This window comes from Enterococcus sp. DIV1682a, assembly GCF_051711005.1.
In the GTDB taxonomy this organism is placed as follows: domain Bacteria; phylum Bacillota; class Bacilli; order Lactobacillales; family Enterococcaceae; genus Enterococcus_B; species Enterococcus_B hirae.
Genome location: NZ_JBIOLT010000001.1, coordinates 1268770 through 1292539, shown reverse-complemented (window position 1 = coordinate 1292539; position 23770 = coordinate 1268770). Strand labels below are relative to the sequence as shown.

Genomic DNA, 23770 nt, shown 5'->3' with positions numbered 1-23770 from the left:
TACGTTAAAGTGATAGTTTATCCCTGACTCTTGTGCAAAAATAGAAATCAAATTTTGAGTTCTTTTTACTAATTTGTTTAAATACTTAAATTATCCTTGAAAATAGTTTGCACTATATGCTCAATGTGTTTTTTATACCTATTGTCTGTAGTTCAGTTAAATTTTCAAAAAACATAGTTAATTCAGTATATATAGAAAAGTCAATAATACCATTTATTCAACATTAATCTTAAATTTCGCTAAAGAGTATAAAATTTGATGAGTATAAGTGACTACGTGTCCAATTTTTTTAAATATAAACCCATTCATGGTTACTATTTATAGTAGCTTTTTAGTTTAAGTATATATAGTAATAAAGAAGTTGTTCCTGAGTAGTATTTAGTTATATCAAATGTGAAAAATACGTCTTCTACATGATTTTATTCATAATCATAATTTAATTAAAGAGTTTCAGGTATACTATCAGAAAAAATCAAAGCTAGAATGCCAAGATAAATTTATTATAATATACTTGTATAGTGATAGGAGGAGTTAATTTATGATTAAATTTGAAAATAGCCATTCCAAAAGGTTGTATTATGAATCTTTATTATCTATGACTTATGAAGGAGCTATTCATTGTCTTTTAAATAAATATGGGCGTGTTGTTGATGATTTTTTTAGAGAACAATCATATACCAGATTTTTACAGGGAGATATAAAGAATATTACTAAGGGAAAATACAGTAAGACTTCAGAAGGATTATACTGTCACCATATCGATGAAAATAAGTATGAAAACCTGTCTAGCCTTAACTATATTAAAAACTTCAAATATCCGTTTATATATCAAAAGAAAGAAAGATTAGTCTATTGCGATTTATTTGAGCATTTAATTCTACACGCATTAATCATTAAAGAAACCAAAGCTCAGTATGGTTTATCAGGTTATGAAATTTTTCTCTATCCGACAGCAACACAATGGTTTCAAAAAAAACTTAATCCTAAGCCAGAATGGATGAAAAAGTGTAAACAACGTGCCTATATAACACCAACCGATGCTAAAGATTTATTAAATAAAATCGAGGATTTTACAAAACCAGTTAGAGAAGCTTATTTTGCTAAATTACAAGCAGAGTCTAAACAAAGAATCAAGCAAGAAAAGGCGAATAGACTAGGAATGACAATCCCCCAGTATGAAGAATACTTGATACAAGAAGAAAGAAAAGAAAAAGAAAGACTTAGACTTGAAGAACTTAAAAAAAAGGATGACTTTAATAAAAAATATCCTAAACTAAAAAAAATTGGTGTTGATAATAATACACCTAGAAAAAAAATTCTAAATATTTTATACGAACATGGTTACTATAAATACTTTACAAAGAAAAAAGACTTTTATGATTCGAAACTCACATTTATTCGAGATAAATTATTAGAAGAACTAAATAACAAGCTTTGAAAACGTTACTTCCTAAATATATAATTATAGTTTTGTTCATAAAAGTAAAAGAAGAATACGAAGATTTCGATTGAATCCGCGTATTCTTCTTATCTTTAATTATTCTACATGTTTACTTATTCATTGTTTAGTATGCCATCATCATTTCGCTACAATTGTATCTAATAGTATATTAATATACGAGCTATTTGGGGTAATTTTTTATCTTTATCTTATTTTTCAATTTTGTAGTTACCTTTGCAATCTTGTGTGTGTCTTTATCTACACAATACTTAAAATACGTCATGATACTTCTTAATCGTTTTTTGTGATTTTCCTCTGGCTTTTTCATTGAATAACATTTCATGTAGCAGTTAATTTAACTTAAAATTTTGCAAAAAAACTCCTTTATCAACTTTTTCTAAAAGTTGATAAAGGAGTTTAAAAGTTGTTTACTCGTTGAATATGAAACCCGTGTCAAAATTATCTGATACCAAGTGCAATCCGTGCATAGCGACTCATCTTATCCGTCGTCCAGGCTGGATACCAAACTAGTTTGACTTCTGCCTTAGTTACTTCTGGCACTTCTTTTAAGGCGTCGTGGATTGATTCAGTTAGGATATCAGCTAACGGGCAACCCATGGTTGTTAAGGTCATTTTAATGACTGTTTCTCCGTTTTCTGGATCAAACTCGATTTCATAGATCAAGCCTAGGTTGACGATATCGATCCCTAGTTCAGGGTCGATGACCATTTCTAAGGCAGCTAAGATTCGTTCCTTGATTTCATTGACTTCTTCTGCAGACCATTTTTGGTTTGCTTCGCTCATCTTGCAGCACTCCTTCATGCAATTTTCATTTATCATACTCTTTTTTTGCTCATTTGTAAATGAGAATCGAGAGGTTCTATTCTCATTTAGCAGGTTGAAAACAGAAAATTCTTCTGACTTATTTAAATCAATTATTGTTTTTTAGTTTTTGAAGGAGTTTTCTTTATTTCGGGAAAGACACCCGTAGAACGGTAAAGATTTTGTTCGCTTTCATTAGCAAAACGGCCAAATACCGAATGCGTTGGTAAAATATTGATAAAAGCATCTTCGTCGATTTCATGGACGATTTGATCTAAATCATACATTTCATAACGAGTGATCACCATCATGATCGTTTTACCTTCTTTTTTAGAATAGCCACCGATTGATGGTAAGAGGGTCATTCCTCGAACCATATTTTGAGCGATCGCTGCGGTCACTTCATCTGGTTTGACCGTCACAATCATGGCGGTCACTTTTTGATGACTCGTATGAATCGCATCAATCACTTGGGTCATGGCATAGATAGAGATAATCGTATAGAGCGCACTCTCCCAGTTAAAAAGAAAGCCCGCAATCACCACGATCAAACCATTTAACATCAGCATATAATTTCCAACGGTTTTCCCCGTAGTTTGTGAAAGGACTAAAGAAATAATATCCATTCCTCCAGTTGTAAACCCCATTTTAAGTGAGATCCCTACACCAACACCTAACAAAACACCGCCGACTAAGGCATTCATTAAAATATTGTCCGTCACCTGCCCAGTGGGAAGTAAGGTAGTTGCTACCGATACGGCTACTACATTGACAAAACTTAAAATCGTTGCTCGTCTGCCTACTTTCAAGAACCCTAGAATAAAGACAGGGATATTCAAAATAAAGATAAAGGCACCTGTGTCCACTTTTACGTGGAGCCAGTCAGATAATAACGAGGCAATGATTTGGGCAATCCCATTCATCCCTGCGGAAAAGACGTTTGCTGGAATCAAAAAATAATTTAAGGCAACCGCTGCGGTCAATCCGGTGACTAAGATAACCACAATCTTTTTTAATATTTCATTTCTTTGATACACTGTCATAATCTTACTCACAAGCACCTCTTCCTTTCAAAGTTATTCCAATTGTAAGAATAACAGGTTATGAATTAAATTAAAATACTTGAATCATAAATGAGAATAATTTTAGTAAAGCTTCAACACAATCATTTGACTATGATACAATAAAATAAAAACAAATCAGGAGGATCACTATGGCAAAAGATGCAAGTTTTGACATTGTTTCAGAGGTCACAATCGAAGAAGTCAGAAATGCGATCCAGCAAACAATAAAAGAATTAACCAACCGTTTTGATTTTAAAGATTCGACTATTGATATCAAATTTGATAACAATAAATTAACCATTCTCAGTGACGATGATTTCAAGATCGAACAAATCAAAGATGTCTTGTTCAGTAAATTAAACAAACGAAATGTTCCAATCAAAAATATCCATTTCTCTGAATCAGAGCATGCCCTTGGAGGAAAAGCACGCCAATCCGCTGAACTTATCAATGGCATTGATCGGGAAAATGCCAAGAAAATCACAACTGAGATCAAAAATTCAAAGATTAAAGTAAAAACCCAGATTCAAGAAGATCAAATTCGTGTAACTGGAAAAAACCGTGATGACCTTCAAGCGGTGATTGCTTTATTGCGAAAATTAGATCTGCCAATCGAACTTCAGTTTACTAACTATCGTTAACAGATAGCTTTACTTGTCAGACAATGAAACAATTGATCCAATACGCGCTTGAACAGATAAGACACCTGAATCTACCAGTCGTTTGTGGTTGATTCAGGTGTTTTTAATTTTAAACTACTAGCGCTAGAGTTTTTTCGCATCTCCAATTATTTACTTTTGTGCCAAAAATCGGTGATTTCTTTTGTGAGTTCAGAAAGGTTTCTGACAGTGGTCGCTGACTGCCAATGTCTTGGAAATAATTGGCGATAATCCAACCGAGTAAAACGCTGATCTGCTAACAAAACGATTCCCTGATCACTGGCATCTCTAATGACACGCCCCGCTGCTTGTAAGACTTTATTCATACCAGGTAATTGGTACGCATAAGCAAATCCCAGCTGATCTTTTTCGTCATAATATTCTTTGATCAACTCCTGCTCATGGTTCATTTGTGGTAACCCAACGCCAACGATCATACTGCCAATTAATCGGGTTCCTTTTAAATCGATCCCTTCTGAAAAGATTCCGCCTAACACACAAAAAGCTAGTAAGGTTTCGTCTGGATCAATTTGAAATTGCTTCAAAAATGTTTCTCTCTCAGTTTCACTCATCATGGTATCTTGAATCAGCACCTTAACATCTGGATATTTTTCCTGAAAGGCTGTTACTGCCTGATCCAAATATTGGTAAGAGGGGAAAAATATCAAGTAATTCCCGATTTTTTCTTTTGTAAAATGTTGGATCGTTTCAATCAATCGAGGCATGTTCTCTTCTCGTTTACGATAAGTTGTTTCTAAATAATTTGTGATCAGCACTTTTTGGTTTTTTTCTGGAAAAGGACTTGGCAAGCGATAAGCTAAGCTCTCTTTTCCTCCTAGCGTTTCTTGGTAATAAGACAATGGCGAAAAACTAGCGGAAAATAAGATACTACTTCTCCCCTTGGCTAACGATTGTTCTAAAAAATCACTAGGATCGATGCAAAATGCTTTGATGATGAAATCTTGATAAGTTTTCTCTACAGTTGTTTCATAATGATCATCGTAAAATTCACTGATTTTCAAAAAGTGAAGTAGGTCAAAATAAAAGGGGAGTAACGTCTCTTGAATGGCATGTTCAGGATACTCTGCCAACCACTCTTGGATGTGCTCACTCAATTGATAACCAGCATTAACCAATGTGTCCGCGGGTGCTTTTTGGTGGTGGTAGGTCCACCCATCTTCATTTGAAATTTCCTGAATCTGATCGAACGCTTTAAGTAACTTATTAAAACGTCGTCTTAACTTTTTAAATTCTTTTGGAATGAGTGCATAGACGTTTCTAGCGCTTCGATATGAAAGTTTTGCGGAGTACATCTCTCGGGAACGACTGACCAAATTATGGGCTTCATCAATCAGAAAAAGATGATCCTCATTTTTTTCGCCTTCAAAAAAACGTCGTAAATAAACAGTCGGATCAAACAAATAATTATAATCCCCAATAATCACATCACACCATAAACTCACATCTAGCGACAACTCAAAAGGACATAACGTATGTTTCTTCGCATAGGTTTCAATAACTTCTCTGGTGATTTGATTTTCATGATTCAATAAATCCCATAATCCTTCATTGATTCGATTGTAATAACCGTTGGCATACGGACATTGATCTGGATTACATGTTGTTTCGTCTAAAAAACAAATCTTATCTTTGGCTGTCAAAGTCACACTTTTGGTCTCAGCACCCACATCTTTTAACGCCTCCAAAGCATCTTCAGCGACTTGTCTCGTGATTGTTTTAGCCGTTAAATAAAAAATGCGTTCTCCCTCTTCTTCCCCTATTGCTTTCAAAGCGGGGAACAGTGTAGAAACTGTTTTTCCAGTTCCTGTCGGTGCTTCGACGAATAATTTTTGTTTTGTACGAATCGTTTTATAGGCAGCGACTGCTAACTCTCTTTGACCTTTACGGTAGTTGTCATAGGGGAATTTCAAAGCCATCAAAGAAGCATTTCGAACGGTACGCCAATTCTCTTGAAAAATCAGCCATTCTTTATAGTCATCTGTAAGTTTTTTAAAAAACTCATTTAATTGTTCGATGGTTTGATGCTCAACTTTTCGGGTAATGATTCCTTCAGTAGTTTGATAATAAGTTAGTTGCAAATTGATTTCTTTTAAATCATGTTCATGACAATAAATATAAGCATAGGTTCTTGCTTGATGGAAAAATAATTCAATTTGTTCTTTTTCTAAGTCTTCATACCTCGGTTCCGAAGTTTTTATTTCATCAATATAATAGATGCCTTCTTTTTGGAACACGCCATCTGCTCGCCCTTCTATGATTAGCTGGTATTCCTCGAAGTGGACAGTCGTCTTTAAAAAGACTTCTTTTTCATAGTCTTCTCCAGCATCTTTTTGAAGCTTCCGATGGATCTTGGCACCTTCCAGTGCGGTATGGTTACTTTTTTTACGATTGTCGATACTGCCACGCCTTAAGATAAATTCAACAAGGTTACGTACCGATATTTTTGATTGCTTCACCACTCCCACTCCTTTGACTATAAGCTTACCTGAAAAAGAAAAGAATCGCAAAATACTAAAATCAAGCTTATCAATTTGTCGATTTATACGCCTCAACAGATGAAAGTATTACAGCTATTTAGTCACTTCTTCCTTTCACAAGTAGGATCACAAAGCTATAGATTTGTTTACATTATTCAGATATCTCTCTCCCTTTACACTCATCATCGTTCACTTGAAAGTAAAGTAAAACATCCGAAAATAGCTTCTTGCATTTTCGGATGCTTCCCTTTGTTTTTCAGAGTTGGACATCACTGTCGCAAGCTCGAATAGGATATAGAATTAGGATTTTTGGATGAGCTCACTCTAACACCAATTTATTAAAAAGAAGTGAGAATTTTCTGTCCTCTTGTTTAAAATCTCTCAATACTTTTATTTTACATCTTGTCATTGAAATAAGTGGTTCATTTAGGAAGCAAGAAAACTCGGCTACAAAAAAACATGACTCAGCTCTACTATATTCAATTAATTCAATTAATTCATTTATTATTCATACAATTCGATTTAGATTCACCGTGGACCATTCCTCAAGTAGGGTCTTTTGTTTCATCTTATCAATTGAGTTATACTAGAATTAAGTAAGCGATCAGGAGGAACTCTTTATGCATATTGAACAAATCAAAACTGGGATGATCGAAGAAAATTGTTATTTGGTTTATAACGATGAAGCTTTATTGATTATTGATCCTGGTGAAGATGCAGCAAAAATCAAAACGCAAATCGAAAAAACGCAACAACAACCCGTAGCGATTTTACTAACACATACCCACTATGACCATATCGGAGCCGTCGAAGAACTTCGTCAGTTTTATCAGATCCCTGTATATGTTAGTCCATTAGAACAAAGTTGGTTAGGCGATCCGATATTGAATCTTTCTGGTTTGGGAAGACATGATGACATTGCGAATATCATTGTTTCACCTGCTGAATATGAATTTGAAATGAAAACCTATCGTCTAGGGAATATGACATTTCGGGTCGTCCCTACACCTGGCCATTCGATTGGAAGTGTCAGCTTTATCTTTGATGATTTTGTCGTATCAGGTGATGCACTATTTAAAGGCAGTATCGGTCGAACCGATCTATATACTGGGAATCTGGAACAGCTGCTACACAGTATTCAAACCCAGTTGTTTGTGTTGCCAGATGAATTTGCCGTTTATCCTGGGCATGGAGATGCTACGACCATTGAACATGAAAAAAGAACCAACCCTTTCTTTAATGCTTAACTAACAAATCGATTGGAGGCTGTAACTATGACTAAAACCACTCTTTACATCGTCAGACACGGAAAAACGATGTTCAATACGATTGAACGTGTCCAAGGTTGGTGTGACACACCACTCACCAAACAAGGCCAAGAAGGAATCCACTATCTTGGAAAAGGATTGAAAGACGTTGATTTTTCTTTTGCTTATTCTAGCGATAGTGGTCGTGCTATTGAAACGGCACGTATCATCCTCAGTGAACATGCCAAAGGAAAAGATATCCCTTACTTTATCGATCAAAGGATTCGTGAATGGTGTTTTGGCTCCTTAGAAGGTGGCTATGACATGGAAATGTGGGGAGTTATCCCCCGAGTATTAAACTTCAAAACTTATGATGAGATGTTCACGACGGACGTAACTTTTGAACAAATTGCTAATGCTATTTATAACCTGGATACCGCTGGCTGGGCTGAGACCTACGATACTTTAAAAAATCGTGTATGGTCAGGATTTGAAGACATTGCGCACCATTGCGAAAAAAATGGTGGTGGCAACGTCCTAGTTGTTTCTCATGGGTTGACGATTGGCTTTTTACTCAGCCTAATTGACGTACATCAACCTGTTCGAGCAGGCTTATTAAATGGCAGCGTGACAAAAGTGACGTATGAAAAAGGCAATTTTTCAATTGAAGGAATCAACGATACTAGTTACATTGAGCAGGGAAAAAAACACTCGCGGGATTCTTTCTTATAATCGTTCTGTTATCAAACACTGGTTTGCGAGTACTCACTTGAGTACTCGCTTTCTTATACCCTCTTGCTATTTATCAAGTTTTTCTTAACATCAAGAAAGCATTTGGTTTTCATTAGAAAGAACGGTATACTTAATACTGTATTTTATTTGGGAAGGAAGGTCCGTATGTTTTTTGCAAATATCATCAAAGCAGCTATCTTAGGAATTATCGAAGGGATTACCGAGTGGTTGCCGATCAGTAGTACTGGTCACTTGATCCTAGCAGATCAGTTCATCAAGCTAGATGCTAGCACACAGTTTATGTCGATGTTCAACGTCGTTATTCAATTAGGTGCTATTTTAGCAGTCGTCGTTTTATATTTTCATAAATTAAATCCCTTTTCTCCAAGCAAAACCACTATTGAGAAAAAAGATACTTGGACATTATGGTTCAAAGTCGTAGTCGCTTGTATTCCAGCAATTATTATTGGATTACCTTTAGATGATTGGTTAGAAGAACATTTTCATAAATTTCTACCAGTTGCGATCGTCTTAATCGTTTATGGGATTGCATTCATTGTTGTGGAAAAAAGAAACAAGACGAAAACACCACGTTGGACAACCTTAAACGATTTTACTTATCAAGCGGCGTTACTGGTTGGATTATTCCAAGTATTAGCGTTAGTTCCTGGAACTTCTCGTTCAGGAGCCACGATCCTCGGAGCCATTTTGATTGGTGCTTCTCGATTTGTAGCAACAGAATTTTCATTTTTCCTTGGTATCCCAGTGATGTTTGGTGCCAGTGGTTTAAAAATCGTGAAGTATCTAGCTGAAGGAAACTCCTTTAAAATGGAAGAAACGATTATTTTACTCGTTGGAACCCTCGTATCATTTATTGTCTCCGTTTTAGCCATCAAATTCTTGTTAAGTTATTTGAAGAAAAACGACTTTACAATTTTTGGTTGGTACCGGATCATTTTAGGGATCATTTTGATTGGTTACTGGTTTATCGCAATGTAACTGAATAAAACGAAGTCAAAGCACCGTATGATTACGGTGCTTTTTATATTTATTCTAATTATCCCCTTTCCAAAAAAGCATTATTCTAAATGATAACTATTATCGTTCTCATTTAGCGATTTTCATTATCAATTAGAAATTTGGTGTGGTATATTGATTTTGTAAAGGAGGAAACAAATATGACTCGTTTAATACAGACATTTATCCCAACAATCGGTTGTTTATTACTTATAATCTTAGGTTTGGCTACTCAATCTTTTGTGCCTTTTCTAAGTATCATCTTTTATTTAGGCGCCATCTCATTCGGCGGTTTCAAGCAGACTCGTGAAGGGTTGACCGAACTTTGGCAGGAAAACACATTGAATGTTGACTTATTGATGGCCTTGGCAGCAATTGGCGCTTGTTTGATCGGTGATTTTTTAGAAGGTGCGATGCTTACGTTTATTTTCTGTTTAAGTGGCGCTCTCGAAGAATATACGACCAGTAAAAGTCAGCAAGAAATTACCGCTTTAATGAATCTACAGCCACGAAAAGCACAACGTTTAACTGCAAACGAAGAATTAGAAGAAATAGCTGTAACTGATCTTAAGATCAATGATCGGGTATTTGTCCCAAAAGGTGGAACGATCCCAATTGACGGCTATTTAGAAAGTCAACAAGCAACGGTTGATGAAGCAACATTGAGTGGTGAATCTGTACCAGTTGAAAAAGTTCCTCATGATGAGTTATTTGCAGGAACGATCAATCGAGGGAATCCTTTGATCCTACAGGTGACTAAAAAAAGTGATGAGACCGTTTTTGCTAAAATCATCCAGCTGGTTGAAAAAGCACAAAGCACCCCTACAAAGACCGCTTCTTTTATCTCTCGTATTGAAAATACCTACGTTAAATGTGTGTTAGTCGTTGTTCCATTAATGATTCTTGTTTCATATTTCATTTTTGGCTGGAGTTTTCAAGAAAGTTTTTATCGGGGAATGGTTTTACTGGTTGTCGCCTCTCCTTGTGCGTTGGTTGCCTCTGCGACACCTGCAACACTAGCAGCCCTTTCTAACGCTGCCCGCAACGGTGTGCTGATTAAAGGTGGACTCCATTTAGAACAATTAGCTGATTTAAAAGCAATTGCCTTTGATAAAACCGGAACTTTAACGAAAGGTAAACCGATAGTAACTGATAGCTATTTTGTAAAAGATCAGAATCTGGCGCAACAAATCTTAGTTTCAATGGAACAAAAAACAACGCACCCCTTAGCTCAAGCAATCGTAACACATTTTGACATTGCTATACCAAAAGACATCCAAAAATTACCAATCGAAGAAATCACGGGGTTTGGTTTACGAACAGTTTACCAAGAAGCTCAGTGGATTGTAGGTAAATGGGAACCAGAAAAAACGTCGATAGCTGAAAAAGAACTTCTTGATAAAATTCATTTACTCGAACAACAGGGAAAGACAGTGATTGTTTTAACCAAAGACAATCAATTGATAGCACTCATCGGCTTATTAGATGTGCCGAAAGAAAATGCCCAACAAGTCATTGACTATTTCAATAACCAGCAAATTGATACCAGCATGATCACTGGAGATAACCAAGGGACTGCTGCAGCTATTGCTGAGAAAATTGGTGTTCAACACTTACTGGCTGACTGCACGCCATCGGATAAAACACACTATGCACAACAGCAAAAAGAAAAGTATGCTGTCACAGCAATGGTTGGTGATGGTGTCAATGATGCCCCAGCTCTTGCAACTGCTTCACTAGGAGTTGCCATGGGACAAGGAACGGATGTCGCTATGGAAATCGCTGATATCGTCTTGGTAAAAAATGACTTGCAAAAATTAAGTTATGCCCACCGTCTTTCACTAAGAATGAAGAAAATCATTAAGCAAAATATTATTTTTTCTCTTACAGTGATTTGTTTACTGATCCTTTCTAACTTTCTGCAATTTTTAAATTTACCTCTTGGCGTAATTGGTCATGAAGGAAGCACGATCTTGGTTATCTTAAATGGTTTACGTTTATTGAAACCCTTACCTGAAGATACTTCCAAAAAATCACGTTGCACTGGCTGTCCCTTACAGCCGAATCACCACTCTATCTAGTTTTTCCACTCTGATGAACCTCACTTTTGTAACCGTTGAAAAAATGATATGATTGATGGCAGGAAAGTGAGGTTCTTTTTTTATGGAAAGTTGGATTTTTCTTGGATTGATCATGCTTGTTGCCCTGCTTGCTAAAAATCAAAGCTTGATCATCGCTACAGGTTTTATATTACTAGTCAAATTGATACCGACATCGAAAGTGTTTCTTACTTGGCTTCAAGGCAAAGGAATAAATCTAGGAGTCACCATCATCACAGCTGCTATTTTAGTTCCAATCGCTACTGGCGAGATTGGCTTAAAAGATTTACTAGATGCCTTTAAATCACCCATCGGTTGGATTGCTGTGTTTTGTGGTGGTCTAGTAGCCGTCCTTTCTTCCAAAGGAGTCGGTTTGATTGCTTCAGACCCGCAGATTACTGTTGCATTGGTTTTTGGAACAATTCTCGGAGTCGTTTTCTTAAAAGGGATCGCGGCTGGTCCAGTCATTGCTTCTGGTATTACCTATTGTCTCTTGCAATTATTTTCTTTAAGTAAATGAAAAAATCGATCACAGATAAAGTGTTTTGAGTCCTCTGAATCGAATCGTTCGTGATATACTTATTCCGAGGTGATCACATGTTAGAAAAATTAAAATACTTTATCGGCACGGTTGGTTGGTTTTTATTAGCGATCGTATTGATTTTAGGACTAGCTTATCTTTTATTTCCAGATCTGATCCAAAATGTGTTCAATACCTACTTTAATTGATCGTGAAAAAAGTAAACCCGATAGATGGAGTAAACAAACTTTATCTATCGGGTTTATTGTTTTTTCATTTATCTTTACTTATGGAATCTACTTGATAAAAGTTGCGTGAGTTTCATCAAGTATGTTTTTAATGTTCCTACCTCTTCCTCTTACCCCTACACCACTTACCCCCTTTTATGTTTCCTAAAATATTATTAAATAATCCTCATTTCTTTTTGGCTCCTCCTTTCATTTTTTGTTATACTAGAACACAAGATAGCATCACTTATATTTTTAATCATTCGCTATTATGCTTTATATATAGAAAGGAAAACGCTCATGGAAACCTTTGAAGGTCTTTTAATTGATACGTATGTCTTACAAGAACAACCTATGATGTTGACTGGCTTAAATCTTCAACTGGAAGATCGTGTCATCAACGGTCTGTTGAAAGATCGTTACTTGGCAAAATATATTCTTCGGCTCCCTTTAAATAAATATGTATTAGAAGTCAGTGGAAAATGGAACCGCCGCAATCAATTAGTCATCAAAAAAATGATGATCAAAAATATTGATGAATACATTAAAATTATTGGGACTCCGGAATAAATTTAGCCACACCAACGGTTAACGGTTATAAAATAACTAATGAATGGTATCGTTACGATTGCTTTGTCTACAAGGAACGTATCCCTTTTCAAAAAAAGCTTTGCAAACGGTTCGCTTTGTTATATAATATTCGAGTACCAAACAGTCCCATTCAAATTTTGTTTAAAAAGATAAATTTATCTGCTTTGGTTGAACGCTATTGTCTCCCACAATAGCGTTTTTTATTTGCCCATTTTCCTTCTCTTTCAATGCTAGTAGAGCCTAGAATTAAGTTTCTTTTAGTGTTAAGGAAAAAAACTTGTCATGTTCATATTGCAAAGATTACTTCATTTAGGTATAATAATGAATGTTGAATTATGCGGTAACACGCGTAAGAACTTAATTTATCGGAGGTGAAACTAATGCCAAACATTGAATCTGCAATCAAACGTGTTCGTACAAGCGAAAATGCGAACGTTAAAAATTCATCTCAAACAAGCGCTATGCGTACTGCAATCAAAAAATTTGAAGATGCTGTAGCTTCAGGTGCTGAAAACGTAGATGCGTTATATAAAGAAGCTGTTAAAGCTATTGATATGGCTGAAACAAAAGGTCTAATTCATAAAAACAAAGCTAACCGCGACAAATCTCGTTTAAGCAAAAAAATCGCTAAATAAGGAAATCGGCTACGGCCGGTTTTTTTATTTTGTCTCAAACAGTCTATTCGATCACCCTTCTGTTGGGTTTCTTTCCATTCTTTTTATTAGTAAACCAGCTGCGGCTGACTCAGCACTTCCTACTCTAAAACAATTGATGTCTAAAAAACGCTCAAAACATCATCGTTTCAAGCGTTCTTTTTGGATTTATCTCGATTGTTTTTCTCTTCTTTTTAACTCTTCAAAAGCTGACCTGTTCGTAAGACAAATAATTGAAAGCTTAATTCTTTTTCGATTTTACCACTTTTGATTTGGTAATCCATTTCAACCAGATCGTCAAATAAACGCCTTAGGATCTTTTCATCAAATTTACGTACCTCTTGCATCGCCAATTTTACACGGTAAGGATGTATCTTTAAAGTCTCAGCAATATTAGCCTGCTGATAACCGATTTTCATCAAAAACTTGGTCTGTAAAAACAAACGTATTTGTGAAAGCAAGATGGCATTGATCTTAATGGTTTCTTCTCCTTGGGTAATTAAGTCTTCAAACAACCGCAGCGCTTGTTCTGTTTTCCCGGAAAGAATATATTGTGTCATATCAAAAAGATTATGTTCCAAGGTTTTAGGGACTAACTGTTCCACTTCTTTAACAGTGATCAGTTCTTGTTGTTGCCCATACAATAGTAATTTATTCAATTCCCTCATCATTTTTGATAGATCGAGATCCGTTAACCTTAAAAACAGATCAATCGCTTTACGGTCCATTTGAAACGGCGCATTTTCCAGTGTATTCAATAAATACTGACGTACTTCTTTTTCATTCAATTGCTGTACATTGATGGTCACAGCAGCTTTTTTTAATTGTTTCGTTACTTTTTTTCGCTCATCTAATTTCTCATAGGGAGCAAAAAACACTAAAACTGTTGATTCTAAAGGTTCTTTTAAATAATCAATCAGTAGATCCGTATTTTGTTCAATCCCATTATTCACTTTTTCAGCTGTTAAAAAGTAGGGATTTTCTACAAATACTAGGCGTTGATCACCAAAAAATGGCAAAGTCTCTGCCTCAGCAACCACCTCATCAATACTAGCATTCCCCATATCAAAACTTAAGAAATTCAAGTCATCTTGACTATCGATTTGAATTTTTTTCTGGATTTCTGCTCTTACCTGATCCTGTAAATATTTTTCAGTACCTAGAATCAAATAACAAGGCGCAAGCTTTTCTTTACGGATTTTTTGTAAATCTGCTTGAATACTCATTTCGTTCACCACTTTCAAATTTATCCTACCATGAGTAGCTGGGAATTGCTAGTCTATCATTGTGTGGATCTTCCCCTCTGGATACCAAAAGGGATGCCATTTAAAAGTAATTGCGCCTTGACGGTCGGTACGCAAAGGAGTGACTTTATTCTGCTTTAACGTTGCTAGTACGTCTTCATGAGGATGACCAAATAAATTATTCACGCCACAGGATAAAACACCATAGGTTGCTTCTAATTGCGAAATGAACTGTGGATGACTAGATGTGCGGCTGCCATGATGTCCTAATTTGATCACATCCGCTTTTAAATTTGGATACGTGTTTCCAATCTTTTCTTCTGTATGCTGATCTAAATCACCTAAAAAGAGAAAACGACAAAACTGATGAGTCACTGACAAGCCAATCGAATCTTCATTCTCCCCCTTCCCCTGAGTAATCGGAGACAACACAAAAAAATCAAAATAACCTTTGATCCAATCAGCCTGCCTGACTTCACAAATAGTGGTTCCTGCTTTTTCCAGTTTCTGCAACTGCGCATAAAGCCAAGCACTCCTGCCAGCTCCCCACCCAATATAAATCGTATCGATCTTGAAATGTTTTGCTAATGTCGTGATTTCTCCCACATGATCGATATCGTCATGCGTTAATATCAGTTTATTGATGTGTCGGATGCCATTTCCTTTTAAAAATGGGACAAGATTGAACTCTGCAGGTGGTCTAACCCTTCGCTCTTGCCAAGCTTCTTTTTGAAAACTCAATTTTCCACCAGTATCAATCATAACGATTTCTTTTAAAAACGGCGCTTTAAAAAAAATACTGTCTCCTTGCCCTACGTCGATGAAAGTGATACTACTTCCGAATTGAAGAAAACGACCAAAAATGAGAATAATGGGTACAAGGAGTGCAGCGGTCACGCATTGAAATGGTTCATGTTGCTTTTTCTCTATAAGCCATAAAAGAAAGCCTAAACTAAATATTAACAACCAGCCATTCGGTCGCCCAATCACTAGATTGGCAAATCTCAACGAATCTAGTAATCTCTCGAAATGGACTAAAAAAGAATCAAGCAACTCGCTAACACTTGGAGGTAATACCCTGCCAAAAACAAATAAAAACGTCAAACAAGGAAGAAATACTTTCTTAAAAACAGGAGCAAAAAGAAGAGTCAACATACTCCCTAATAGTGGCCACTCATAAAAATGCCAAGCTGTCAGTGGCATGATGCCGATACTAAATAACACGATAGTAGTGAACTTTTGAAACTTAGTGGTTGGGTGAGACAACAAAAGAAAGAAGAAGCTCATTCCTAAACTTAGCTGGCCCTCTACTTGGAAAAGACAAAGCGGCTCGATCAGCAAAAGTATCCATAAAATAATCGAATAATGATCGAAAGAAGATAATTTGACATTGAGAAGTTTTAGCCCTAATTTCAATAAGAATGACAGCCCCGCTCTTTTCACTGACACAGAGCCCCCAGATAAGCTAAAATACCCCAAAGTTCCACCAACTAGTGGGAGATAACTAGCAGTTAATGTCATCCCTCCTCTACGAAACAGATAATAGAGCCAACCTAAATAAGTTTGGATGTGCATGCCTGACAAACTGAATAAATGAAGTAAGCCAGTTTCTTTATATGTGTCTTCTGACGCTAAAAACTGACTATCTTTATAGCCAAAGATCAAAGCATTCATATAGACACTCACCTTGTGACTAAAGTGTTCTTGAATAAACGTAATAGACCTTCCTCGTGTTCTGCTCAGCATATTCTGCCAAGCATTACGATTTAAATGTTCTTTGATCTGGCGTATCTGAAAGCGTCCTTTGATCCGATGTATTTGGTCATACTTTTTTTGATCAAACCCATAAGGATTCCTTTGTTTGGAAGTTTCTTGGTAATCCCCGACTACAATTAATTCAATCGCTTCATGTCTAAGAACAAGAAAAGAATTTCTTTCTTGTTCAGATTTGGCATAATAGCTGCAAGAAATCTTTTGCTTGTCCGTTGTGTGCCCAATAAAAGTCACTAAATCTCCATTCATTTTCACTGTGTCTGAGGCGACCATGATACGTTCCAACGTCCTTTGATCATCGATTGGTTTTGTTTCTTTAAGCCAGCAAGAAAATAAAACCAGCGTACTACAAATGAGACTTAAACCAATAATTTGTTTATTTTCTTTCCGTAAAAAAAACAAAAAAAATCCAGCGAAAATCAAACGATAATGCCATCTGTCTGTATAATAAAACAAACAAATAAAAATCGAAGAAATCGCTGGAAAAATGAATCGATTCTGTGTTTGATCACAAAATCTACTAAACATGTTCTCCTGATAATTCTTTTTGGAGTTTAGAAAAGTGAGTAGAATCCAATGATACTTGATGAACAGTTGCACCTAATTGTTCGATCAATGATTGTGCATACGGATCATTTCGATAATCATGTAAATAGTTGATCTTTTTGATTCCTGCTTGTAATAAGGCTTTTGTACAAGCTAAACAAGGGAAATGAGTCACGTAAATCTCTGCGCCCTCCGTAGGTATGCCTAGTTTTGCACATTGTAATAAAGCATTCATTTCCGCATGGATCGTTCGCAAGCAATGACCATCGACGATATAACACCCTTCATCAATGCAATGAACATCCCCACTAACAGCGCCATTGTAGCCTCCAGCAATGATCCGTTTTTCTCTTACTAAAGTTGCGCCGACTTCTAATCGTGTACAAGTACTTCTCAATGATAATAATACTGCTTGAGCCATAAAATATTGGTCCCAAGGAATCCGTTCATTGCTCATATTAGCCACCTCTATCGTTTATTCTATAGTAATTGTAACGAAGTTTTTGATTTTTTCAACTGTCTTCTGACCAATTCCGTCTATTTCTTGAAGCTCGTCAATACTTTTGAACGCCCCGTTGTCTTGTCTATACTGAATAATTTCTCGGGCTTTTTTTTCACCGATCCCCGGTATTTGTTGCAATTGCGAAAGATCAGCGGTATTAAGATGCACTCGATCTGGGTTTGTGTCCGCTGAATCTACCGTCGCTAGACTAGCATTTGAGCTTTCTGGAATTTCTTCGCCTACTTCAGGAACGTACAGCATTTGTTGATCCGTTATTTTTGCTGCAAAGTTGATCTGTTTCTCGTCAGCTGATTCCGTCAGCCCACCTGCTTTTTGAATGACATCAAAGACCCGATCTTCTGCCACAAAAGCGTACATTCCAGGTCGTTTTACCGCTCCTTTCACATCGACATAAATCACTGACCTAGTCGATGTACTCACCGTTTCATCAATTGGCTTCGTTTCAGAACTGTTCTTTTCCGGAGCCTCAATCGATTGGTTTGTCAAAAATAGTTGATCCTTTTTACTTGATTGACTGAAAAAATGAACCATCATTCCACCAAGGATGATGACCCCTATGATGCCAAAGATCCCTCCGATCACAAATTTTGGTGAAGAAAAGTTGGTAGTATAGAAACGCTTTCGTTTGTTCTTCCATTCTTCGCTCATTGAGACAATTTTCCGATTGGTTTCCTTTCTTTAAATTCTGAAGAAGTTTTTCTCTTCATGATTAAATACGTCAAACCATTTTTCTGCATGAGAATAAACCTACTTTTGGGACAATTATTTTTATGAAGAATGAATCTTTCATACCTTTAAACATTTCAGGAATAGGCGTTGACATAGGGTCTATATTCCTCTTTTCATTAACTAGCAAAAAACATCAAAATCACTTTTACTGACTTTGATGTTTATCTATTTTTCTATCCGTTTTTGAAAAATAGTTTCAAGTTCACACTCTTAGCGAAGCTCTTCCTTGATTTTTTTGAGCATGTACCCGACTTACCTAAGCAATCCTAAATACGATATCTTTGCCACTGTCTCTCTAGCGGCTATGTACAATTATTCTCACTATACTAAAACGCAACGCCTCGATTATATCAACTTTCCCAGTGTTCAACTATCCTAAATAAGTCAAAGACTCGCTTCTCCTCATGAACAATCGTGAGCTAGTTTACATAGATTTTATAAGATATTTTTTTACGGACAGAATATTCCATTGTCTAAACTAGTCGTTATACCATATCCAGATAGGTAACTAGTCCGATACTCGATTGGCACAAAATTACCGATACATATTCCGAATAACAAAAGTAAAAAAGGCCAATTTGTAATAACTCCTCTATTCATAAACGCACCTATGATTGAGCTAACATAAATCACTAATTGAATCATTATAATTACAATCGCTTTTTTTCTCATCATTAATCCCCTCCAAGTAAATTTAGAAAAACAAACAGGACTTGATCACAAAATAAAAGTGGTAGTTGGTTTTAAATAGATTTCAAGAATAAAATTCTCCAGCTCTTTCCTCTATTTTCAGAATACCCAATGAATCGGATAAATGTAAAAATTAAAAGCTGTGTGCCAACGTAGTTTTTACTAGGGAATCAGTAAAAAAACACTGACTTAGAACGATCTGATCATCTTACTGTATTCATTTTTCTGTCCTTCGATTATATCATACATCTTCACTTTATTTCCTATTTTTTCATTTTACCGAAAATTTTTCCATAATAAGTTTAAACTCTTTATCAACTGACGCAGTTAAAAATAACTTTTATTTTACTGATCAAACGAATAAAAAAGCTTACCTCATACACATAGATCCCTTCATGGCTAGTTTCTATTCATTTTAGTTTCTCTATAAAAAAGAGACAGACAAGCTTTCCGTTAAGGCTGAGTCATTGAAAACATCAATCTTAAAGGAAATTTTGTCTGTCTATTTATTCGTTCAAAAACCGTTTCATGAACAACGATAAAAAAATGTTGTTGAAACAAAACGATTTATAATGAATCTTTAGTTCATCTTTTCTAAATAATCAAGGGCATCTTGTACGGTTTTCACTGGTACAATTTTCATTGAAGAGTTCAATTCTTTCGCAGCAGCTTTGGCTTCTTCGTAATTGGTTTTGATTTCTGGATGTTTCTTCTTGATTTCATCTGAGATTGGATCATCCGGTGCAAAGAATATTTCAACGCCAGCTTTGTCTGCACTAGCCACTTTTTTATCAATACCACCAATTCGCCCAACTTCACCGTCGCTATTGATCGTTCCAGTACCAGCAATTTCTTTCCCTTGACGAAGATTTTTACCGGTCAATTGTTCATAGATTTCCAGGGTAAACATCAAACCAGCAGACGGCCCTCCGATTGATCCTGAATTAATCATTACATCTGTATCCGACTTGATACTCGTATGATCGGTTAAAGTAATCCCAATCCCTGCTTTATTATCCGTTGGCAGTTCGATCAATTTACCTGAAGTTTCGTTTTCTTTGCCATCTCGGAGATAGGTGATCGTGACCGTATCGCCGACTTTTTTACTTTTGACATACTTCATAAATGCTTCTGCACTTTTAAAGGTTTGTCCATCAACTTTTGTGACTGTATCACCAACTGCTAATTTTCCATAGAAATTGGAATTCTTCTCGACACTCATGACATAGACACCTTTAAATTCCATCTGGTAAGAGCGCCCTGCCAATTTTAGTGCTTGCTCAATCGCTGCATTTTGGGAAGACTCCATATAATATTGTTGGATTTGATTGTATTCTTCGCTAGTCGCCCCGCCAGTCAACTCCTCAGCGCTAATCAAATCTTCAAACGGTGCTAGCTTGGCTTTGACTGCTGTAAAACCAGTTGCTCGACGGATGCCCACTGAAGTTAATGAAAAGGAACCTGAATCTTTGTCCTTTTTCCCATTGACGGTAATCAGCTCTTTCAAATTGATGGTTGCTCCTGGTGCTTCCACATAAAAAGGAAGTGGAATTACCACGAACCCAATAATAAATATCCCTAAAAAAATGACAAGAATCGTCTTTAACCATCTTTTAAAGTCCATCATTTTCACGCTTTCCAGCTAACGCTTCGTTGATTACTGGTGGAAGATAGTCACTGACATCTCCCCCAAAGTGTAAGACTTCTTTTAATAAACTAGAACTAACGTGACTATATTCTTGTTTAGCCAATAAAAAGACCGTCTCGATTTCTTGATTTAAATGATGATTCATTTGAGCAATATCCCGTTCATATTCAAAATCCTTTACACTACGGATACCACGAATGATGGTTTGAACAGCTAATTCATTCGCAATCTCGACTGTTAATTGATTTTCTTGGTGGTACACTTTAACATTCGGAAGATGACGAACAGCTTGAGTAATCAATGTAACTTTTTCATCAACGGTAAATAGATGTTTTTTTGACGTATTCACAAATACCCCAATGATGACCTCATCAAACATTTTTGCTGCTCGTTCGACCATATCTAAATGCCCATTCGTGAACGGATCAAAGCTGCCTGGAAACAAGGCTTTTTTCATAGGTCTTCCTCTTTTCTGTAGATAGTCACAGTTGAAATACCATACGTTTGTTTTCTGATTTGCGTAAAATCAGCAATCTTTTCTGGTAATTCCACTGTTTTATCAGTTTCACATACAATAACTGCCGAATCATTAAAAAGGTCCAGCTCCGTCATTTTGATTATTTGGTCAAGAATTTTTTGTTTGGCATATGGTGGGTCAAGAAATAAATAATCAAATTTTTGCTGATCATTTGCCAGCTTTTCGATGGCTTTGTCCGCATCAAGTTTTAACGTGGTGAATTTTTCTGGCTCTTTCGTTACTTTAATGTTTTCTTGGATTATTTTTAGCGCTTGGTAATTTTTGTCTACACAAAAGGCATGCCCACAGCCACGAGAAACTGCTTCGATAGCTAACCCGCCACTACCAGAAAATAGGTCTAAGACTGTTTCTCCGTCGAAGTAAGGACCGATCATATTGAAGATCGATTCTTTCACTTTATCTGTGGTGGGACGTGTATTAGCCCCTGCTAAACTCTTTAAGCGTCGTCCACCATATGTTCCTGATATGACTCGCATTGACTCACTCCTTTTAAAAATCGTGCTGTTACTAGTATACCAAAAAAAAAGATAAAAAAACTTGGATCGCCATTAATTTCATGCTTTCTCAAGTTATTTTTATCTTTTTTATTTAAGAGATGAATGATTTACACAAAACAGGTTTAAAAGACGTGGTCTGCTAAACGGATTTTAGTGTTGATCTCCTCAATCTCAAAACCTTCTTCTTTGACTGGTTGCTTCGTACCAATCTTATCAGCAAAGTTCATTTCGACGTCTGGACGATAAGAGCGTTCAACTTTGCGAACAAAATGAAGTTTGTTGATTCGTTCTGCAGTTTGCTCAAATGTGTCTTCATTCAAATACAATACGACATATTTCATTTTACGTGAAACGTAATGAAGCAATCCAAATTTCTTCAAATTTTTTAATTGTTTCAAACTGTATACCCAGACAATCAACCCACGTCGTTTCGTTAGTTGAAATTCATTTTTTTCATCATTCATGACAGTTACCTCCACATCCACTACGCCCTTTTTGTTCAAAAAAAGGATTTCCCGCATCAATTTTAATCGTCAACGATACCGTTTCTGCTAACTGTTGGCTAATTTTATCCAATAGATCTTGCAATTGTGTTTCCATACAACGAAAATCCGCTACTTTTTCATGCAAATCAAGTTGGCGTTTGGCTAACCGAACAGCTCTTTGCTTCTCTCGAAACTCTGGTGCATATTTTTGATAAGGAACAACTTTTTCAAACTGTTCTTTTTTTATTGAGAAATCATTAATCAATAAATTGACATCCGCTGATTGTTCCATCACTTTTTTAGCTTTTAAATATTTTTTCATCGTCTCGCTTTTTTTGATACAATCGGATAAGCTCTGACATTGATCTTCTAAGGCAAATAATTCCTCATTGATTATCACTGCTATCGGTACTCTCCTTAACTTCTTCTTGCATTAAGACTAACATATTTTCTTTTGAAAAAGCAATTCCTAATAGATCGGAAGTGTTAACTAAAAAGCGGTCGTGATAATACGGATCACTATACAAAAATAAAAATGTAAACGTTGGATCAATCACTGGATGGGTAAAGACACCGGTCGATTGGGGAAGCTTTCTTTTTGCGACTAACGAATCAATTTCATCAGTAGTCAATGAAAACTTAGCAGTTGCGTTTGTACTACCCGCTATTTGTTGCCATTCTGCTAATCGTTCTTTCGTCAAAATATCTTCTGGTCTATTAAGGTAATCACTTAAAAGCAGTTTCGTTTGAGTAGAAAAACCGGTCGTCTGCTTATAAAGTGGTAAGCGATCCAATTGCCTTAACTGATTCAACAATCGAACACTATGACCTTCTTTTGCTTGATTGATTTCAGCCCAATCTACTTGATCGTCTATTTTATATTGCGGTAAGTCTGAACCAAATACTTGATAGGGATGAAGTTTCAACAAACTAGCTTTATCCAAATAAACGATCGAAAACAGTCCATTACTACTTTGGTCGAAGAATAAAATAGCAAACGTATCATTATCAAACGCAATCAACGGTCGATAATTCATATCTTCTTCCATCAATTCGATCCCGACATCTGTTCCATTGTATTGAAAATTAAAATTCGTATAAATCGTGGTAATCTCAGTTAGATCTTGCATTGTCATCCCTAAGTAAAAAGGAGCAATCGTTGAGTTGTCCGTATTTAATACTTTAATCGTGGAAACTTTATCTTTTGTGATATTCGCTTCAAAGGATAAGTGATTGATTTGATCATGGTAATATCTTGTTTCAAAACCAAACCCACTCGTCAAGCGTTCATAGGGATCACCAAAACGTTGCTCTAATTCATCAACTGATTGACCAACATACGTGGAAAAGCCAGATGTTTCCAACTTCTGGTATTTCCACGTAGTCATTTGATTTTGAGTGATTTGCTCTGAGCTTTTTTTTACTTCAAGTTTAGGAGGAAACAACACCGGCTGCATGTAAAATGCAATGATCACTGATAACAATATCGCACCAAATAACCCTAGCCGTTTCATCTTTTTCCCACCT

Annotated in this window: 23 protein-coding genes and 1 pseudogene; 10 read left to right on the top strand and 14 right to left on the bottom strand. The window is 36.1% G+C overall.

Going from position 1 to position 23770, the window contains the following annotated elements; translation table 11 throughout:
• Positions 1 to 538: 538 nt before the first annotated feature.
• Complete coding sequence (locus IGJ23_RS05885) at positions 539 to 1438, top strand: hypothetical protein (RefSeq protein ID WP_438774688.1); 900 nt, start codon at positions 539 to 541, stop codon at positions 1436 to 1438.
• Between the two features lie 287 nt (positions 1439 to 1725).
• Here the strand turns inward: IGJ23_RS05885 and IGJ23_RS05880 are convergent.
• The 3 genes and pseudogenes from IGJ23_RS05880 to IGJ23_RS05870 form a co-directional block, all read right to left on the bottom strand.
• Positions 1726 to 1791 (bottom strand): annotated as a pseudogene (locus IGJ23_RS05880) (tyrosine-type recombinase/integrase); the annotation flags it as partial.
• Positions 1792 to 1900: 109 nt separating this feature from the next.
• On the bottom strand, positions 1901 to 2245 hold the full coding sequence (locus tag IGJ23_RS05875; protein ID WP_010719329.1) for a metal-sulfur cluster assembly factor: 345 nt from the start codon (positions 2243 to 2245) through the stop codon (positions 1901 to 1903).
• A gap of 131 nt (positions 2246 to 2376) precedes the next feature.
• Entirely contained in the window at positions 2377 to 3318 is a 942-nt protein-coding gene (locus IGJ23_RS05870) for a YitT family protein (protein ID WP_010737469.1), read from the bottom strand.
• A gap of 158 nt (positions 3319 to 3476) precedes the next feature.
• Here IGJ23_RS05870 and IGJ23_RS05865 point away from each other — a divergent pair, with 158 nt between their 5' ends.
• Positions 3477 to 3968: a YajQ family cyclic di-GMP-binding protein gene (locus tag IGJ23_RS05865; protein ID WP_010719331.1), complete on the top strand. Its 492-nt coding sequence runs from the start codon at positions 3477 to 3479 to the stop codon at positions 3966 to 3968.
• A 146-nt stretch (positions 3969 to 4114) separates the two neighbouring features.
• On the opposite strand, the gene IGJ23_RS05860 is transcribed toward IGJ23_RS05865, so the two are convergent.
• Positions 4115 to 6466 carry a helicase C-terminal domain-containing protein gene (locus IGJ23_RS05860; protein WP_207432322.1) on the bottom strand — a complete coding sequence of 784 codons (2352 nt, stop codon included), beginning with the start codon at positions 6464 to 6466 and terminating at the stop codon, positions 4115 to 4117.
• A 638-nt stretch (positions 6467 to 7104) separates the two neighbouring features.
• Here IGJ23_RS05860 and IGJ23_RS05855 point away from each other — a divergent pair.
• The 8 genes from IGJ23_RS05855 (at position 7105) to rpsT (ending at position 13552) form a co-directional block, all read left to right on the top strand.
• Complete coding sequence (locus tag IGJ23_RS05855) at positions 7105 to 7731, top strand: MBL fold metallo-hydrolase (RefSeq protein ID WP_063627038.1); 627 nt, start codon at positions 7105 to 7107, stop codon at positions 7729 to 7731.
• Between the two features lie 27 nt (positions 7732 to 7758).
• Positions 7759 to 8463, top strand: a complete 705-nt coding sequence (locus IGJ23_RS05850; RefSeq protein WP_053766367.1) for a histidine phosphatase family protein — start codon at positions 7759 to 7761, stop codon at positions 8461 to 8463.
• A 165-nt stretch (positions 8464 to 8628) separates the two neighbouring features.
• Positions 8629 to 9462 (top strand): undecaprenyl-diphosphate phosphatase, encoded by an 834-nt coding sequence (locus IGJ23_RS05845; protein WP_010737464.1) that lies wholly within the window; start codon positions 8629 to 8631, stop codon positions 9460 to 9462.
• Positions 9463 to 9641: 179 nt separating this feature from the next.
• Entirely contained in the window at positions 9642 to 11561 is a 1920-nt protein-coding gene (locus IGJ23_RS05840; protein WP_207432324.1) for a heavy metal translocating P-type ATPase, read from the top strand.
• A gap of 82 nt (positions 11562 to 11643) precedes the next feature.
• Positions 11644 to 12099, top strand: a complete 456-nt coding sequence (locus IGJ23_RS05835) for a DUF441 domain-containing protein (protein WP_010719338.1) — start codon at positions 11644 to 11646, stop codon at positions 12097 to 12099.
• A gap of 77 nt (positions 12100 to 12176) precedes the next feature.
• Positions 12177 to 12308 (top strand): hypothetical protein, encoded by a 132-nt coding sequence (locus IGJ23_RS05830; protein ID WP_010719339.1) that lies wholly within the window; start codon positions 12177 to 12179, stop codon positions 12306 to 12308.
• A 318-nt stretch (positions 12309 to 12626) separates the two neighbouring features.
• Positions 12627 to 12896: a hypothetical protein gene (locus IGJ23_RS05825; RefSeq protein WP_005878685.1), complete on the top strand. Its 270-nt coding sequence runs from the start codon at positions 12627 to 12629 to the stop codon at positions 12894 to 12896.
• Between the two features lie 401 nt (positions 12897 to 13297).
• The gene (gene rpsT / locus IGJ23_RS05820; RefSeq protein ID WP_010719340.1) at positions 13298 to 13552 is read left to right on the top strand and encodes a 30S ribosomal protein S20; all 255 of its coding nucleotides are present in this window, start codon (positions 13298 to 13300) and stop codon (positions 13550 to 13552) included.
• Between the two features lie 212 nt (positions 13553 to 13764).
• Here rpsT and holA read toward each other — a convergent pair whose 3' ends face one another.
• The 10 genes from holA to IGJ23_RS05770 form a co-directional block, all read right to left on the bottom strand.
• A complete protein-coding gene (gene holA / locus IGJ23_RS05815) occupies positions 13765 to 14808 on the bottom strand; it encodes a DNA polymerase III subunit delta (RefSeq protein ID WP_034700673.1) in 1044 nt (347 codons plus the stop codon).
• 36 nt (positions 14809 to 14844) lie between these two features.
• Positions 14845 to 17115: a DNA internalization-related competence protein ComEC/Rec2 gene (locus tag IGJ23_RS05810; RefSeq protein WP_207432326.1), complete on the bottom strand. Its 2271-nt coding sequence runs from the start codon at positions 17113 to 17115 to the stop codon at positions 14845 to 14847.
• Complete coding sequence (locus IGJ23_RS05805; protein ID WP_010719343.1) at positions 17108 to 17590, bottom strand: ComE operon protein 2; 483 nt, start codon at positions 17588 to 17590, stop codon at positions 17108 to 17110. Before IGJ23_RS05805 ends, IGJ23_RS05810 begins: the two co-directional genes overlap by 8 nt.
• A gap of 18 nt (positions 17591 to 17608) precedes the next feature.
• Positions 17609 to 18304 carry a helix-hairpin-helix domain-containing protein gene (locus tag IGJ23_RS05800; RefSeq protein WP_207432337.1) on the bottom strand — a complete coding sequence of 232 codons (696 nt, stop codon included), beginning with the start codon at positions 18302 to 18304 and terminating at the stop codon, positions 17609 to 17611.
• Between the two features lie 1351 nt (positions 18305 to 19655).
• Positions 19656 to 20699, bottom strand: coding sequence for a SepM family pheromone-processing serine protease (locus tag IGJ23_RS05795; RefSeq protein WP_025480486.1), 1044 nt, complete (start codon positions 20697 to 20699; stop codon positions 19656 to 19658).
• A complete protein-coding gene (gene coaD, locus IGJ23_RS05790) occupies positions 20689 to 21180 on the bottom strand; it encodes a pantetheine-phosphate adenylyltransferase (RefSeq protein ID WP_010719347.1) in 492 nt (163 codons plus the stop codon). Before coaD ends, IGJ23_RS05795 begins: the two co-directional genes overlap by 11 nt.
• Positions 21177 to 21758, bottom strand: a complete 582-nt coding sequence (gene rsmD / locus IGJ23_RS05785; RefSeq protein ID WP_223603477.1) for a 16S rRNA (guanine(966)-N(2))-methyltransferase RsmD — start codon at positions 21756 to 21758, stop codon at positions 21177 to 21179. Before rsmD ends, coaD begins: the two co-directional genes overlap by 4 nt.
• A 122-nt stretch (positions 21759 to 21880) precedes the next feature.
• The gene (locus tag IGJ23_RS05780; protein WP_010719349.1) at positions 21881 to 22222 is read right to left on the bottom strand and encodes a YlbG family protein; all 342 of its coding nucleotides are present in this window, start codon (positions 22220 to 22222) and stop codon (positions 21881 to 21883) included.
• The gene (locus IGJ23_RS05775; protein WP_010737456.1) at positions 22215 to 22643 is read right to left on the bottom strand and encodes a YlbF family regulator; all 429 of its coding nucleotides are present in this window, start codon (positions 22641 to 22643) and stop codon (positions 22215 to 22217) included. Before IGJ23_RS05775 ends, IGJ23_RS05780 begins: the two co-directional genes overlap by 8 nt.
• The gene (locus IGJ23_RS05770; protein ID WP_081129089.1) at positions 22630 to 23757 is read right to left on the bottom strand and encodes a CAP-associated domain-containing protein; all 1128 of its coding nucleotides are present in this window, start codon (positions 23755 to 23757) and stop codon (positions 22630 to 22632) included. Before IGJ23_RS05770 ends, IGJ23_RS05775 begins: the two co-directional genes overlap by 14 nt.
• Between the last annotated feature and the right edge of the window lie 13 nt (positions 23758 to 23770).